The 14,275-nt window shown below is 71.1% G+C and carries 14 protein-coding genes; 8 read left to right on the top strand and 6 right to left on the bottom strand.

The window, feature by feature from the left end; all coding sequences use genetic code 11:
* Positions 1–331: 331 nt before the first annotated feature.
* From G401_RS0139755 to G401_RS0139745, 3 genes are read right to left on the bottom strand one after another with little or no spacing between them, the layout of a single operon-like run.
* The gene (locus G401_RS0139755; protein WP_027346863.1) at positions 332–805 is read right to left on the bottom strand and encodes an SRPBCC family protein; all 474 of its coding nucleotides are present in this window, start codon (positions 803–805) and stop codon (positions 332–334) included.
* Positions 802–1,128, bottom strand: a complete 327-nt coding sequence (locus tag G401_RS0139750) for an ArsR/SmtB family transcription factor (protein WP_027346862.1) — start codon at positions 1,126–1,128, stop codon at positions 802–804. Before G401_RS0139750 ends, G401_RS0139755 begins: the two co-directional genes overlap by 4 nt.
* A 60-nt stretch (positions 1,129–1,188) precedes the next feature.
* Positions 1,189–3,342 (bottom strand): PrsW family glutamic-type intramembrane protease, encoded by a 2,154-nt coding sequence (locus G401_RS0139745; RefSeq protein WP_027346861.1) that lies wholly within the window; start codon positions 3,340–3,342, stop codon positions 1,189–1,191.
* Positions 3,343–3,455: 113 nt separating this feature from the next.
* On the opposite strand from G401_RS0139745, the gene G401_RS0139740 reads away from it, so the two are divergent.
* The 5 genes from G401_RS0139740 to G401_RS0139720 all read left to right on the top strand — a co-directional run bounded on the left by G401_RS0139740 (position 3,456) and on the right by G401_RS0139720 (position 6,776).
* Positions 3,456–4,148 carry a hypothetical protein gene (locus G401_RS0139740; RefSeq protein ID WP_027346860.1) on the top strand — a complete coding sequence of 231 codons (693 nt, stop codon included), beginning with the start codon at positions 3,456–3,458 and terminating at the stop codon, positions 4,146–4,148.
* A complete protein-coding gene (locus tag G401_RS0139735; protein WP_027346859.1) occupies positions 4,145–4,471 on the top strand; it encodes a winged helix-turn-helix domain-containing protein in 327 nt (108 codons plus the stop codon). Before G401_RS0139740 ends, G401_RS0139735 begins: the two co-directional genes overlap by 4 nt.
* 22 nt (positions 4,472–4,493) lie before the next feature.
* Positions 4,494–5,411 carry an ADP-ribosylglycohydrolase family protein gene (locus G401_RS0139730; RefSeq protein ID WP_027346858.1) on the top strand — a complete coding sequence of 306 codons (918 nt, stop codon included), beginning with the start codon at positions 4,494–4,496 and terminating at the stop codon, positions 5,409–5,411.
* 202 nt (positions 5,412–5,613) lie between these two features.
* Positions 5,614–6,306, top strand: a complete 693-nt coding sequence (locus G401_RS0139725) for an SMI1/KNR4 family protein (protein ID WP_027346857.1) — start codon at positions 5,614–5,616, stop codon at positions 6,304–6,306.
* Positions 6,303–6,776, top strand: a complete 474-nt coding sequence (locus G401_RS0139720) for a macro domain-containing protein (RefSeq protein ID WP_027346856.1) — start codon at positions 6,303–6,305, stop codon at positions 6,774–6,776. The genes G401_RS0139725 and G401_RS0139720 overlap by 4 nt, the downstream gene beginning before the upstream one ends.
* A gap of 82 nt (positions 6,777–6,858) precedes the next feature.
* Here G401_RS0139720 and G401_RS0139715 read toward each other — a convergent pair whose 3' ends face one another.
* Both G401_RS0139715 and G401_RS51605 read right to left on the bottom strand, forming a co-directional pair.
* On the bottom strand, positions 6,859–7,713 hold the full coding sequence (locus G401_RS0139715; protein ID WP_027346855.1) for a geranyl diphosphate 2-C-methyltransferase: 855 nt from the start codon (positions 7,711–7,713) through the stop codon (positions 6,859–6,861).
* A gap of 59 nt (positions 7,714–7,772) precedes the next feature.
* On the bottom strand, positions 7,773–8,855 hold the full coding sequence (locus G401_RS51605; RefSeq protein WP_051367935.1) for a terpene synthase family protein: 1,083 nt from the start codon (positions 8,853–8,855) through the stop codon (positions 7,773–7,775).
* Between the two features lie 160 nt (positions 8,856–9,015).
* Here G401_RS51605 and G401_RS0139705 point away from each other — a divergent pair, with 160 nt between their 5' ends.
* Positions 9,016–10,431, top strand: coding sequence for a family 2B encapsulin nanocompartment shell protein (locus G401_RS0139705; RefSeq protein ID WP_027346854.1), 1,416 nt, complete (start codon positions 9,016–9,018; stop codon positions 10,429–10,431).
* Between the two features lie 28 nt (positions 10,432–10,459).
* Positions 10,460–10,909: a hypothetical protein gene (locus G401_RS0139700; RefSeq protein WP_027346853.1), complete on the top strand. Its 450-nt coding sequence runs from the start codon at positions 10,460–10,462 to the stop codon at positions 10,907–10,909.
* A 38-nt stretch (positions 10,910–10,947) separates the two neighbouring features.
* On the opposite strand, the gene G401_RS0139695 is transcribed toward G401_RS0139700, so the two are convergent.
* Positions 10,948–11,271: a hypothetical protein gene (locus G401_RS0139695; protein ID WP_027346852.1), complete on the bottom strand. Its 324-nt coding sequence runs from the start codon at positions 11,269–11,271 to the stop codon at positions 10,948–10,950.
* Between the two features lie 231 nt (positions 11,272–11,502).
* Here G401_RS0139695 and G401_RS0139690 point away from each other — a divergent pair, with 231 nt between their 5' ends.
* Positions 11,503–14,223: a helix-turn-helix transcriptional regulator gene (locus G401_RS0139690; protein WP_034594532.1), complete on the top strand. Its 2,721-nt coding sequence runs from the start codon at positions 11,503–11,505 to the stop codon at positions 14,221–14,223.
* Positions 14,224–14,275: the final 52 nt, after the last annotated feature.

Raw genomic sequence — 14,275 nt, 5'->3', positions numbered from 1 at the left:
GCGGGAGACCGTTCCGGCCCTGGGGGGCCTCCACTGCCAGGTGAGTGGGGCGAGCATCCATCACCGTCGCCCACTCACCGTTTCCATCAAGGAGAGGCGACCGCGGCTCACGGGCCGGAGGATCCTTCACCATCGCGGACCATGAACGGCAGGAACCGGGCCTACACGTACAAGTCACCAGACCGCGGTGGATGATGCGTCGCCCCACTCAGCTGGCAGTGGAGTCCCCGGAGCGTAGCGATAGGGGCGGAACGGTCTCCCGCGGGAGGAGCGGAGGTGAGATCGACGAACCCGGGACAAAATCCTAAAAAGATCTTGATTTCCCAGCTGATTACCGCCCCGCCACCCCCGCGTACGCGTCGAGCAGGCCGGCCCAGCCGTTCGGGCTGTCCAGCGACGTGCGTACCTGCGGTGCGGTGGCACCGAACCGGTCGAGGTCGCGGTGCTCGATCGTGACCGCGGTGGTACGCGTACCGGTCTCGGCGAAGGTGACCTCCACCTCGGTCACGAGATCCGGGTCGTACGCCCAGTCGGCGTCGAGCTGCCACGCCAGCACGAGCCGGTGCGGCGGTTCCCAGACCAGCACCTTGCCCCAGTCGCATTCGCTGCCGTCGTCGCCGATCTCGTACCAGCGGCCGCCGGCGCGGGGCTCCAGCACGACGGCCCGCAGCGGGGCGGCCCCGATCTTGTGACCGCGGATCCACCAGCGGTCGATGCCCTCGGCGAACAGCTCGAACGCCTCGGCCGGTGCGAGCGGAACGGTGATCTGCCGGCGCACGGGCGCGAGCAGCTTTTCATTGATCATGATTGGCCCTCCTCTGCTGAGCGTTCACGGGCGGCGCGGCCGAACGACTCCAGGGCCTGCTGCCAGAAGTCCGTCAGGTACGCCCGGGCCAGCGCGAGCGCGGCCGGATCGACCGCGTAGACGCGCTGGGTCCCGACGGCGCGGTCGACCACGACTCCGGCCTGCTTCAGCACTTTGAGGTGCTGGCTGACCGCCGGCCGGCTGATCGGCATCCGTTCGGCGAGCTGCCCGACCGACAGCTCGCCGGTGACGAGTACTTCGACGATGGCGCGCCGGGACGGATCGCCCAGGGCGCCGAGGACGTCGGAAACGTTAGTCTCCACGAACCGTTCGTACTCGCTTACCAATGCGGTGTCAAGCCCGCCCGACGGATGTCAGCGGAGTCAGGGCAGCAGTTCGGGGTGCTCCTGGAAGAACTGCTCCAGCATCCGGGCCGCCTCACGCGAGCCCGGCCGCAGGTGGACGTGCTCCTCCCCCAGCTGGTGGCCGCGCTCCAGCCAGTCCATGAACTGCCGCCGCACACCCGGATCGGGCACCTCCTTCTTCAGCCAGCCCGAGTCCTCCAGCTCCATCTTGTTGCCGTCGCTGATGCGCTCGTTGCCCGGACCTTCGCCCTCACCCTCGTCGCCGTACTGGTCCTCGTACTGCTCGCGCCGCTCCCGCTGCTCGCGGGCGTCGCGCTCGCTCTCCGACTCGCCTTCGCCCTCGCCTTCGCCTTGCCCTTCACCCTCGCCTTGCCCTTCACCCTCGCCTTGCCCTTCGCCTTCGCCCTGCCCTTCGCCCTCGCCCGAGCCTTCGCCGGAACCCTCTCCGGAGCCGCTGCTGCTGCCCGATCCGCCACCGCCGGCCATCGCGAGGATCAGACCGAGCGCGCCCAGCACCGAGATCCCGGAAATCGCGATCATCTGCAACAACTCCTGTACGCCGATCCGTGCCAGGGCGGCCACGGCCAGTCCCCCGAACCCGCCGGTGCCGCCCATGAACGCGGCGAACAGCGCGAGCAGCGAGAGCGCCAGGAGCGCGAAGCCGAGCACGTTGGTCAGCGCACTGATCGCGTCCAGGATGTGCACATTGGACACCGGATGGCCGTTGGCTCCGCCGCCGGTGAGCACCTTCGACAGGGACAGCACGCCAACGCCGAGCGAGCCCGCCGCGACCCCGGACCGGAACGTCACGGTCATCGCCGGGTCGGCGTACGGCTGGCGGAAGGCGGCCGGTGCCTCGCGGAGACCGCGCACGAGACTCCACGCCACCATCGCCAGCGTGGCGATCGAGAACAGGGTCAGCACGGCGAAGACCAGCGGCGTGGCGAGCAGCCGCTGCAGGCCCGAGGTCGCCGGGAACCCGCCCGCGATGAGGAACACCAGCGACGGCAGGACGAGGATCAGCGACACCCCCACCTGCCAGTACCGCCGCAGCCAGCTCTTGTCCGGCACGACCGGGGCGGCCTGCGTACGCCGGGCGGACAGCCGCTTCCACACGGCCGGATCGGCGGACCGCTCGATCTGCTCCCGGACGGTACGCACCTGCGCGTACAACTCGTCGGCCGGCGCGGCTGCACCGATGCGGGAGTAGATCAGCGCCCGGCGTACGAGCACGAACCGCATCGCGATGAACGGCGTCCACGGCAGCCCGGCCCCGGCGAACCGGCCGAGCACGGCGAACGCCGGTTGACCGGTACGCTCCGCCGGCAGCAGCACGTCCGGCAGAGCAGCCTTGCCCGCCCGCAGGACGCGCCAGTCGAGGAGCACGGCGATCCCCAGCACGATGAGGGGAAGCAGCCACAGGATGTGCTCGAAGAAGCGTACGGGTTCGGTCAGCAGCCAGAGCCCGCCCTCGTCCGGGTGCACCAGGTGGTGGTTGTAGGCCATGTGGTCCACGGCCGAGTACGCCCACGGCAGCACGCCGAGCCACCGCTGCCAGCCGCGGCCCCGGACCAGCAGGCCGAGACCGAACCCGGCGAGCGCGCTCCAGACAAGGTGCATGTTCGTCCCGACCGACCCCGTGGCCAGGTACGCGTCCGCGTCGCCGACCGGCGCCGGCAGCCAGGACGGGATGATCGAGAACGGGCCGGGGATGTGCTGCCCCCCGAACAGCCCGATCCCCACCAGCCACCCGTCGCCCAGGTTCCCGACGGCCCTGCCGGCCTGGGCGCCCCACCGCATGGTCGCCTCGACCAGCGCGAAACCCGCACCGGTGGCCGCGCCGACGAGCAGGAAGTCGGTCAGGCTCCACTGTGCGCGGATGCGGCGGAACAGCACGAGAACGAGGAGCGGCAGCACCTTCACGACTTCCTCGATGACCGGGTCCATCGTGTAGCTGGCCGTACGCACCACTTCGGACAGCGGCGTACCGGTGAGGGCCTCGACGCCCCGCGTGTACAGCAGCTGGAGGACGACGGCGACGGCTCCGCAGCCGTAGAGGCCGACGGTGACCGCCAGCAGCAGGTTGGCCATCCGCACCGAGCGCGTCGGCGAGCCCAGCACGGCCAGCTGGAACACGCCGTAACAGGCGGCGACCATCATGAACAGGAACATGGGGGGTCCTTGTCGACGAATCGGCAGGCAACGATGTCGCGTGCAGCGTAGGAGAACGCCGCAACCCACCCGGTCCCCTTGCGCCAATCAGTTTGTTATGCAAACCTATTGGCATGACCAGTCAATCCCTGCCCGCCGACGGTGACCCGCACCGCCTGCTCGCCGAGGCGCGTGACCTGGCCCGGCGCGTCCGCGTCGATCAGCGCGTGACCTGGCTTCCGCTGCTCGTCCTGGCCGTCGTCACGTTCGCGGCCATCCCCGTCATGCGCTACGGCACCCACCACATCGACTGCACCCAGACCGGCGACCTGCGCGTCTGCAAGGTCACCCACCCGGCGGCCGCCATCTACTGGCCCATCGCACTGCTGGCCGCGTACGCCGTGATCGCCGCGGGCTACGTCCGCGTCGCACGCGAACGAGGTGTGGGCACCCGCATCCGGCCGTACGCGGTGACCGGCGCCGCAATCGCCGTCGCGATGACCCTGATCGAGGTCTGGATCATGCACAACCTGACGGTGACTCCGCCGAACGCACTGCCGGAGTACGTCAACACGGCGTTCCGCCTGATCGGGATGAGCGGCGCGATCGGCATCGGCCTGCTGGTCCTCGCCTGGCTCGAACGAAGCCTCGCCCTGCTGCTGTTCACCGCCGCCTACCTGGCCGTCGTGCTGATCCCGGTCACCTTCGGCTGGCGCCTCGGCGGCGCGACCCAGGTCTGGGCGTTCCTGCCCACCCTGACCATCGACGGCGGCGTCCTGCTGCTCGGCGCGATCGGCTTCGCCCTGGCCCGCCGGCGGCAGCGGTGATCGACCCCGCGCACCCGACCACCGGCCTCGACGACGTCGTCCACCAGCGCGTACGCCTCGGCATCCTGACCATCGTGCACGAGGCGCAGCGGGCGGAGTTCGGATATCTGCGTACGCAGCTGGAACTCACGGCCGGCAACCTCTCCCGGCACATGGACGTCCTCGAATCCGCCGGCCTGGTCGCCGTCGAGAAGGGGTACGCCGGCAAGCGCGCCCGCACCTGGATCACCCTCACCGCCGCCGGCCGCACCGCGCTCGCCGAGGAGATCGCCCAGCTGAAGCAGCTCATCCAGCGCGTCGAGACGGTTGCCGACCGACCGTAGCCTCGGGCATGATCGCCGCATCATGCGGTTTGTCTTATCCGAATCGACCCGGCTGGCGTACGCCGCCGACAGTCTGGCCGGCCTGTCCGTCGGCGACGCGCTGGGAGCGCAGTATTTCATGGTCGGCCGCAAGGTCGACGATCTTCTGCGGGGCATCGTCCCGCCCCCGGTCTGGGAATGGACCGACGACACCGAGATGGCCTGCTCGGTCTACTGGACCCTCCAGGAGAAGCAGCGGATCGACCAGGATCTGCTGGCTGAGGTCTTCGCCCAGCGCTGCGAGCCCAACCGCGGCTACGGAGCCGGGGGCTTCGTCATCCTGCACGCCATCCGCCAAGGCGAGTCATGGCAGGCCGCGGCCGGGGCCGCCTTCGACGGCCAGGGCTCCTGCGGCAACGGCGCCGCGATGCGGGTCGCGCCCGTCGGCGCGTACCACCCCGACTCGCCGGAACAGGCCGCCGCGCAGGCCGCTCTGTCCGCCCGGGTCACCCACGCCCACCCCGAAGGCGTCTCCGGTGCGATAGCAGTCGCCGTCGCCGCCAGCCTCGCCGTGGCCGGACGCCTCTCCGGTGTACGCCCGAAGCCCGGCCCGTTCCTCGACGGCGTCCTGGCCCACACCCCGCACAGCACGGTACGCGACGGCATCGCGAAGGCCCGCAAGGCATTCCATCTGTCCATTGAGGAAGTCGCGTACCGGCTGGGCAACGGCTCCAACGTGACCGCCCAGGACACGGTCCCGTTCACCCTCTGGGCCGCCGCCCGCCACCTCGACGACTATCCGGCCGCCATCAGAGCCTGCGCCGTCGCCGGTGGAGACATCGACACCACGGCCGCGATCGTCGGCGGGGTGGTGTCCGCGTACACGGGGACAGCCGGGATCCCGGCCGACTGGCTGGCGTCCCGCGAGGAACTGCCGACCTGGCTCAACGAGATGGCGTAAGCGAACCGGCATCCGCGATCACTTGATCACAGGGAATCGCGGATGCCGGATCCCTGACCTGGGGAAGCCCAAGAACAACAGCGGCGCTCTGGCCGATAGCCTCCCGAAGGCGGGCGGACCGTCGGCCGTCCGCCGAACCTGCTCCGGCGTTGTCGTACGCGGCTGACATCATGTCCTCCTCGACGGAATCGGAGGCCCCGCGATGACCACGACCTGGACCGGCGTACGCGATCGTATCGCCGCGCTGCGCGCCCATCCAGGCAAGGCGGGCATCTTCGGCGCCGACGGTCACGCCTTCGATCTCGCTCTGGCCCTCTCCCCCGGCGAGCTGGACGAGCTCGAAGCCTGGCTCGGCGTGACCCTTCCCGACGAATACCGCAGCTTCCTGGTCGAGGTAGGCGCGGGCGGCGCCGGACCCGGCTACGGCGTCTTCCCCGTCGTCCGGAATCAAGACTCCGGCTGGGCCTGGCAGGGCGACGGCGCGGACATGACCGACCGGGAGCGGCTGGCCGAGCCCTTCCCCGTCGTCCGTACGCTCAACGACCGCATCGGCGAACTCGGCGAGTCCCCGGACGACGAGGACTTCGAGGACGAGGCTGCCTTCGACGAGGCGATGGAGGCGTGGCACGATCGGCTCTACGGTCTGCTCGACGACCCCACGTTGACCATGGGGGCCGTCTGCATCAGTCATTTTGGTTGCGCGTACCGGGATTGGTTGGTCGTGAGCGGGCCGGCCCGCGGCACGATGTGGTCCGATCCGCGGTGTGACGACGCGGACCTCGCGCCGGTTCTGGACGACGACCGCCCGCAGACCTTCCGCGGCTGGTACCTGGAGTGGCTCGGCGAGGCCGAGGCGAAGCTGGGTGTCGAGGCGAAGCTGGAGATCGGGCCGTGACCCCGCTGACGATCGTCGCCGGTGACGCGACGAGCCCGCAGGCCAAGGGCCCCAAGGTGATCGCCCACATCTGCAACGACCGCGGCGGTTGGGGCAAGGGCTTCGTGCTGGCCGTGTCGAAGCGGTGGGCGGAGCCGGAGCGCGACTACCGGGCCTGGTACCGCGACCGGGCTCACAGCGACTTCGGGCTCGGCGCCGTACGCGTCGTCCCGGTGGGAGCGGGCCTGTGGGTAGCCAACATGATCGGTCAGCACGGCACGAAGACCGGGAGCAACGGGCCGCCGATCCGCTACGAGGCGGTGGAGCGGTGCCTGGCGGTGCTCGCCGCCGAGGCGCAGCGTCTGCGGGCGTCGGTGCACATGCCGCGGATCGGCTGTGGTCTGGCCGGTGGGACCTGGGACCGGATCGAGCCCATCATCCTCCGGACGTTGTGCGCCCAGGACATCCCGGTCACGGTCTACGACCGGTAAGCAGCCGCGCCGACCATGAGACCGCGTCCATCCTCTATAGACGGTGTTGCGATCTCATGGACGGCGGGGCCGTTCCGCCGGTTCAGATCCGGTCGGCGACGATCATGAGGTACTGGAACGACGTGTCGCGATAGGACGACAGGAACGGCTGCTCGATGCCGCTGCGTACCGAGGATTGCAGGCGCAGCTCCCAGTACGGGATGGTCAGCGGGGTCAGGTCGACCACCTTGACCGGCACGAGGCCGTTGGCCGCGAGCGCCTTGAAGTAGGTGCTGCGGGCGTGCACGTCGCAGAGATAGTGGGCGTCGATCGTCCGCACGGCCGCGGACTTGTCGCCGAGCACGTCGTTGTAGCAGCCGGTGATGTTGACGTACCGGCCGCCGGGGCGCAGGATCCGGGCGAATTCGCGGTACAGGTCGAACAGGTCGACGTACATGGTCGTCTCGTTGGTCCACACGCCACGGACGGAACCGTCGTCGAACCCGGTGTGCAGCATGTCGTGCAGGTGGAACCGGACGTGGCCGTCGATGCCCCGGTCGACGGCCTGCTTGTTGGCGAAGTCGGCCTGCACCTCGGAGATGGTCATCCCGTCGACCTCGCAGCCGAACCGGGCGTGCGCCATGATGCTGGTGCCGCCGCGGCCGCAGCCGCCGTCGAAGAGCCGGTCGGTGGGTTCGATCTGGCCGAACTGGTCGAGGAGCAGGTCGGCCTGGGCGGTCTCCAGGCGGTGCAGCTCCTTGATGATCTCCTGGTCGCGGATCGCCCACGGCGCCCTGGCCACCGCCGGGTCGGGCGTGCCGATGCCGTAGTGGTGATGGTAGAGGCCGTCGACCTTGCCGAGCTCCTCGTTGACCGGGTCGGTGGTGTGCACCCGCCAGTAGTCGGCCACCGACCTCTGGTAGTCGCTGAGTGCCAGGTCTTGGATGCTGGAGGCCATCACGATTCTCCTCACTTGTGGGCGGATCATCCGCGGGGACGGATCACTTGCGGGGCGGATCATTCGGTGGGGTGGTCGGTGTCGCGGAACCGGACGCTGCTGCGGTGCCACTCCCGGCTGCCGGCGGCCCAGTTGCGCATTCCGGCCAGGAAGAGGTGCAGCTCGACGGAGGGGACGGCGGCCAGTTCGCGGCACTCCTCGTCGAAGGCGGCCATCACCTCGTTGTGGATGTCGACGCTGATCGCGGCGGCCTCGTCGAGGCTGCAACCGCGTTCGGCGGACACCACCAGGGGCAGACCCCCGTCGGGCGTGTCCTGGGCACTCTCCTTGGCCATGGAGTAGAGGTCGTTGACGATCACCGTCGTCAGTCCGAGCAGTTTGGTGGCCCGCCGGATCCGGGGCTCGAAGTACAGCCCGGACGGCAACTCGTACCCGGAGACGAGGTCCGTGGTCGTGATGCAGGGCAGGAAGCTGTTGATCTGGCGCGCGGCGAGGTACTGCCAGACCGGCGGCATCCGGCCGGTGACCCGCCAGCTCATCTCGCCGGTGGTGCCGATGAAGAAATGGTCGTTCTCCAGGATCGCCCGTCCGACCTGCGCGGGCGTACCGAAGCGGGCCAGTTCCTCCACACTGGAGCGCAGCGCGGCCAGGATCGGCTCGGCGGCGACGGCGGCGTCCAGCTCAACCTGGTAGCCGCCGGCCAACTGGCCGCGGTCGATCGCGGCGAGGGCCAGGGTCAGCCGGGAGCCCAGCTGGGCCGGGTCCGCGCCGAGTGCCTCGTCGTCGCAGTAGTAGTCGTCCATCACCGTCAGTGCCGCGGTCCACGACGCGGTGGCGAACAGCCGGTCGACGTCGTCGCTGTCGGGGTGGGCGAGCATCGCGAACCGCCCGAAGTCGGCCACCCGCAGCATCGTCATCACCGACGGCGGGAATCCGAGTGCCGCGGCCCAGGTCAGCACCCGCTCGTTGACCAGTGCGCCGAGCGCCTCGTCGATCCGGACCGGCTCCGGGCAGTGCAGGTCCGGGAACGGGTCCGCCGCCCGCGACGGCGAGACCGCGGCTGCGGCGGTCTCGGCGCCGAGCAGCGCCCGGAACGCGGCGGTGCCCAGCCCGGTCGGGATCGGCGGTGACCAGTACGTCATGACTCACTCCGGGGGATGTCGGGGGCGGCGACGGAACCGCTCGACCGTCATTGCCGAGTATGCGAGGTAGTAGCCCTAATGTCCATCCTTGTTCTCATCGTCCGTTTCTCACTACACTGACGCGCAATGCACGTTCCAGGCGCAATGGGAGGAATGAGCCATGACGAGCACAGTGGAGCCTCAGGCCGGCGACGCCCCGCGGACCCCGTCGAGTCTGAGCACGCGGGCCGCCCGCAACCTGGCCACGACGACCAAGTCCGTCCCGCAGATGCAGGAGATCTCCTCCCGCTGGCTGCAGCGCAAGCTGCCGTGGGTGACCGTCCCCGGCGGCACGTACCGGGTGAACCGGCGGCTCATCTACACCCTCGGCGACGGGCTGCTGACCTTCACGAACGTGGGGACGGCCGTCCGGGTGGTGCCGGCCGAGCTGACCGAGCTGCCGATCCTGCGCGGCTTCGACGATGAGGAGATCCTCGCGGCGCTGGCCGGCCGGTTCGTGCAGCGCGAGTACCAGGCGGGCGAGGTGATCGCGGAGTTCGGCTCCGTCGTCGACGAGGTGCTGCTCATTGCACACGGCAAGATCGACAAGGTCGGAGTCGGGGCCTACGACGCAGCCGTCCGCCTCGGGATCCTCGCGGACGGCCAGTTCCTCGGCGAGCAGGCCCTCGCCGGACCGGACGCGATCTGGGACTACACCGCCCGCGCGATCACCCCCGTGACCGTGCTGACCCTGTCCGCGCAGGAGTTCGCCCGGTTCCGCGACCAGGCCGAACCGCTCGGCGTCCACGTGGCGGAGATGCTCGGCGCCGACCAGCGGCCCCAGAACAGGTACGGCGAGGCCGAGATCGCGCTGGCCGCCGGGCACGTGGGCGAGCAGCCCCTGCCCGGCACGTTCGTCGACTACGAGCAGAGCCCCCGCGAATACGAGCTCAGCGTCGCCCAGACCGTCCTTCGCGTCCACACCCGGGTCGCCGACCTCTACAACGACCCGATGAACCAGACCGAGCAGCAGCTGCGGCTCACCGTCGAGGCGCTGCGCGAACGCCAGGAGCACGAACTCGTCAACAACCACGACTTCGGGCTGCTGCACAACGCCGACCTCAAGCAGCGCATCCACACGCGTACGGGGCCGCCGACGCCGGACGACCTCGACGAGCTGATCTCCATGCGGCGCGGCACGAACCTGATCTTCGCCCATCCCAAGGCGATCTCCGCGTTCTTCCGCGAGTGCACCCACCGCGGCATCTACCCCGACACCCCCGTCATCGACGGGCGCAAGTCGCTCGCCTGGCGGGGCGTACCGATCTATCCCTGCGGCAAGATCCCCGTCAGCGACACCTACACCACCGCCATCCTCGCGATGCGTACCGGCGAGGACGACCAGGGCGTCATCGGCCTGCGCCCCGCCACGCTCCCCGACGAGTACGCCGACGGCCTCAACGTGCGCTTCATGGGCATCGACGAGCAGGCGGTGATGTCCTACCTGGTCAGCGCCTACTACTCGGCCGCGATCCTGACCCCGGACGCGCTCGGCGTGCTGGAGAACGTTCAGGTCGCCCACTACCACGACCGATGACCGTGGACCGGTACGCGATGATGAGGCGATGACGCGTACCGAACTCGACGGACTGCCCTATGTGGACGAGCACGCGATCGTGATCGACGCCGCGCCCGAGAAGGTGTGGTCCGCCCTCGTCGACCGGCTCCCGGGCTTCGCCGCGCCGTCGGCGTTCGCCCGGCTGGTCGGCGCCCGGCCGGCCCGCAGCACCGGGACGATTCCGGAGCAGGGCGCGGAGATCCCCGGTTTCGCCCTCGCCGAGGTGGTCGCGCAGCAGCGCGTACGCCTGGCCGGCCGCCATCACTTCTCGACCTATGCCCTGCTGCTGGAACTGCGTCCGGAGGGGAGCCGCACGAAGGTCACCGCCACCACGTACGCCGTCTTCCCGGGCTGGACGGGTGCGCTCTACCGGCTGGCCGTCATCGGCTCCCGGGCGCACCTCGTCCTGGTACGCCGGCTGCTGCGCGACACCCGCGCCGGCGCGGAACTCCGGTGAACCCCGACGCGGGTGCTCCGCCCGGGTGAGGCCGCCGTTCAGCGGCTGCGGAACGGGCCGAACTCCAGGTCCGCCGGGCCGGGCGTCACCACGGCGATGTTGCCGTGATGCCGCCAGCCCAGACATCCGGTCGCGAGCAGCAGGCACCACGTTCCCGTGGCCGCAGCGGACGAGGCGCACGGCACGATGCGGACGTGACGACTCAGGCGAGCCGCGCATTCCCCGCATACCTGCGTCTGCGCCAGCGTCGCCGCGACCGCCTCGATGATGTCGATCTCCAGCTCGGTCGGCGCGGCCGGCGGCGGTTCCCAGACGCCGGGCGCCCAGAGGTTCCACACCCCGGACGCGAGTCCCCACTCCATCCCGTCACCGTCCCACGCACGGCACCGGTTCGCACCGGTCGAACGCCCTGGCTATCCGCGTACGCGGGCGGGTGTGGCGGCTTGGGCCGATGAGGCCTGTCCGGGCGGCCTTCGCGTTAGGCTCGTGGGATCGTGGCCTCGCGGGCCGCCACCTGTGAGTGGAACTGCCCGTGAGTGAAGCCGCCCGTGAGGCAAGCCGGTGGACGTGACGGTCGCCGGCTCGGAGGGGGCATGAGGATCGCGCGGCTGATCGGCCGGAGTTCTGAACGCGAAGCCGTCGATCACCTGGTGGACGCCGTACGCTCGGGCCACGGCGGCGCTCTGGTCGTCCACGGCGACGCCGGAATCGGGAAATCCGCGATGCTGGACTACGCCGCCGCGTCGGCGACCGGTCTGCGGGTCGTCCGCGACAGCGGAGTGCCCGGGGAGAGCACCCTCGCCTTCGCCGCGCTGCGCCGTCTCTGTACGCCGGTTCTCGACCATCTCGACGATCTGCCGCCCGCGCAGCGCGACGCGTTGCGGGTGTGCTTCGGCTTGACGACCGGGCCGGCCCCGGACCCTTTCCTGGTCGGCCTGGCCACGCACGGACTGCTGGCGGCCGGGTCGCGGCCGGATTCATTGGTCTGCCTGGTCGATGATGTGCAGTGGTGGGACAGCGCGTCCGCGCGCGCCCTGGCCTTCGCCGCGCGCCGGTTCGAGCCGGAGGCCACGCTGCTCCTGCTGGCCGCCCGCGAGCCGGGCGGCGACTTCGACGGACTACCCGAACTGGGCCTGCGGGGCCTGCCCGAGCAGGAGGCGGATCAGCTGCTCCGGTCGGTCCTGCTGGAGCCGGTCGACCAACGCGTACGCGACCAGGTACTGGCCGAGGCCCGCGGCAACCCGATGGCGCTGCTGCACTCCCCGCCCCACCGGTCGCGGTCGTACCTGACCGCCGACCTGCAGGCCGAGCCGCCGTCCGGGCCGTCCGCCCGGTTGGCGGCCGAGTTCCGGGTACGCCTGGAGTCGATGCCCACGCAGGCACGGCAACTGCTCGTGATCGCGGCGGCGGAGCCCATCGGTGAGCCGAGCCTCATCCGCGCGGCCGCCGAGCACCGTGGCCTGCCCGACGATGTCACCACGGTCGCCGTGGACGCGGGGCTGCTCCACGTGGACACGCGGGTGCGCTTCAGCCATCCGCTCGCGCGGTTCGCGGCCTATCGTCACGCCACCCTCTATGAACGGCGTGCCGCCCACGGGGCGCTGGCCGACGCGATGACCGCGGCCGGCGATGCCGACCGCCGTGCCTGGCACAGGGCACAGGCCGCGGCCGGACCCGACGACCGGGTCGCCGCGGAACTCCTGCGCTGGGCCCATCAAGCCGGCGCGCGCGGCGGCCTGCCCGCGGCGGCCGCCTTCCTCGAACGCGCCGCCGCTCTGACCACCGATCCCGACCTGCGGGCCGGGCGGACGCTCACGGCAGCGGACGCCATGCTGCGGGCCGGTGGCTTCGGCGCCGCGTCGGACCTGCTCGCCACGGTCACCGCGGATCCGTCCGATCCTTCGCGGACAGCCCGCGGGGACCACCTCCGCGCCCGGCTCCAGCGGGTCACCGGCCACGAGGACGCCACCCGGTCGTTGTTCCGGGCCGCCCGGCGACTCGAACGCCACGACCCCGACGCCGCGCGGACGGCGTACCTCGACGCGCTGAGCGCCGCGCCGGCGACCTCCGAACCGCCGGTGGATCCCGCCGTTCCCGAGGCGGCGCGGGCGGCGCTGCACTCACTCACCGTCCGCCGCGGGCCATCGGCATCCGACCTCCTGCTCAGCGGGTTCGCGACGCTCCACAGTCGAGGGTACGCGCACGCCGTCCCTCATCTTCGCGACGCGGTGACCGCATGGGAGGCGGCCGACGGCGCAACGTCCGGCGCGGCGGCCACCGCGGCCGCGCTGCATCTGTGGGATGACGAAGCGTGGGACCGCGTCACCGCCCGCCTCGTCGGCGACGCCCGGCAGACCGGCGCCCGAGCGGACCTGGTCGCGGCCCTCATCGGCCGGGTTCCGGTCGAGCTGCTGAGCGGCCGGCCGGCCGAGGCGGCCGTGCTGGTCGACGAGATCGCGGCCGTCACCGGGCTGATCGGCAGCGGGTCGGCGGCGTCCACCGCGCGGTGCCTGGCCGTCTTTCAGGGCGTCGACCAGGCGGCTTCCGCGGCGAACGACCGGCGACGACCGGCCGGCGACGCGGCGGCCGGCTGGGCGACGGCGGTCGGGCTCAACAGCCTCGGCCGGTACGCGGAAGCAGGCGCCGTCGCCCGGTCGGTCACCGGTCTGGGTACGCCCGGCCCGGCCGCTTGGGCCTGGGCGGAGCTCGCCGAGGCCGCCGCCCGTACCGGCAGAGTCCATGATGGACAGACTGCCCTGCGCCGGCTGGCCGACCTCGCGCGGTTCACCGGGACCGACTGGGCGCTGGGGATCGAGGCCCGGTCCCGGGCCGTATCGCTGACGCGGGGAAACCCGGAGCACCTGTTCAGGGAGGCCGTCGAACGCCTCGGCCGGACGCGACTGCGGGTGGACCTGGCCCGCGCGCATCTGGTGTACGGCGAGTGGCTGCGCCGCGTGCACCGCCGGGTCGACGCCCGGGAGCAGTTGCGGACCGCGGTGGAGCTGTTCGCCGAGGCGGGCGTGGACGGCTTCGGCCGCCGGGCCCGGCGCGAGCTCGGCGCCACCGGTGCGAACGTCCGCAAGCGGACCGAGACGGGCAGCGATCTCACGGCACAGGAACTGCACATCGCGCGCCTGGCGCGGGCCGGACTGTCCAATCCGGAGATCAGCGTGGAGCTGTTCATCAGCGCCCGGACCGTGGAATGGCATCTGCGCAAGGTGTTCGGCAAGCTCGGCATCTCGTCGCGGCGCCAGTTGCGCCTGGCGCTGACCGATCCGGCCGACGACGCCCGGCCCGGCCACGCCGCCGACTGACGCCGCCGATCGACTCCGATCGGCCTGGCCGCGACACGCCGGGCGGGCCGGA

The organism is Hamadaea tsunoensis DSM 44101, from assembly GCF_000428945.1.
Taxonomy (GTDB): Bacteria; Actinomycetota; Actinomycetes; order Mycobacteriales; family Micromonosporaceae; genus Hamadaea; species Hamadaea tsunoensis.
This window is presented reverse-complemented; position numbering and strand designations above follow the sequence as displayed.

Bases quoted from the DNA above. Each gene is read 5' to 3' on its own strand.
- G401_RS0139755 (WP_027346863.1), bottom strand. From the start codon at position 805: ATGATCAATGAAAAGCTGCTCGCGCCCGTGCGCCGGCAGATCACCGTT.
- G401_RS0139745 (WP_027346861.1), bottom strand. From the start codon at position 3,342: ATGTTCCTGTTCATGATGGTCGCCGCCTGTTACGGCGTGTTCCAGCTG.
- G401_RS0139740 (WP_027346860.1), top strand. From the start codon at position 3,456: ATGACCAGTCAATCCCTGCCCGCCGACGGTGACCCGCACCGCCTGCTC.
- G401_RS0139730 (WP_027346858.1), top strand. From the start codon at position 4,494: ATGCGGTTTGTCTTATCCGAATCGACCCGGCTGGCGTACGCCGCCGAC.
- G401_RS0139725 (WP_027346857.1), top strand. From the start codon at position 5,614: ATGACCACGACCTGGACCGGCGTACGCGATCGTATCGCCGCGCTGCGC.
- G401_RS0139715 (WP_027346855.1), bottom strand. From the start codon at position 7,713: ATGGCCTCCAGCATCCAAGACCTGGCACTCAGCGACTACCAGAGGTCG.
- G401_RS51605 (WP_051367935.1), bottom strand. From the start codon at position 8,855: ATGACGTACTGGTCACCGCCGATCCCGACCGGGCTGGGCACCGCCGCG.
- G401_RS0139705 (WP_027346854.1), top strand. From the start codon at position 9,016: ATGACGAGCACAGTGGAGCCTCAGGCCGGCGACGCCCCGCGGACCCCG.
- G401_RS0139700 (WP_027346853.1), top strand. From the start codon at position 10,460: ATGACGCGTACCGAACTCGACGGACTGCCCTATGTGGACGAGCACGCG.
- G401_RS0139695 (WP_027346852.1), bottom strand. From the start codon at position 11,271: ATGGAGTGGGGACTCGCGTCCGGGGTGTGGAACCTCTGGGCGCCCGGC.
- G401_RS0139690 (WP_034594532.1), top strand. From the start codon at position 11,503: ATGAGGATCGCGCGGCTGATCGGCCGGAGTTCTGAACGCGAAGCCGTC.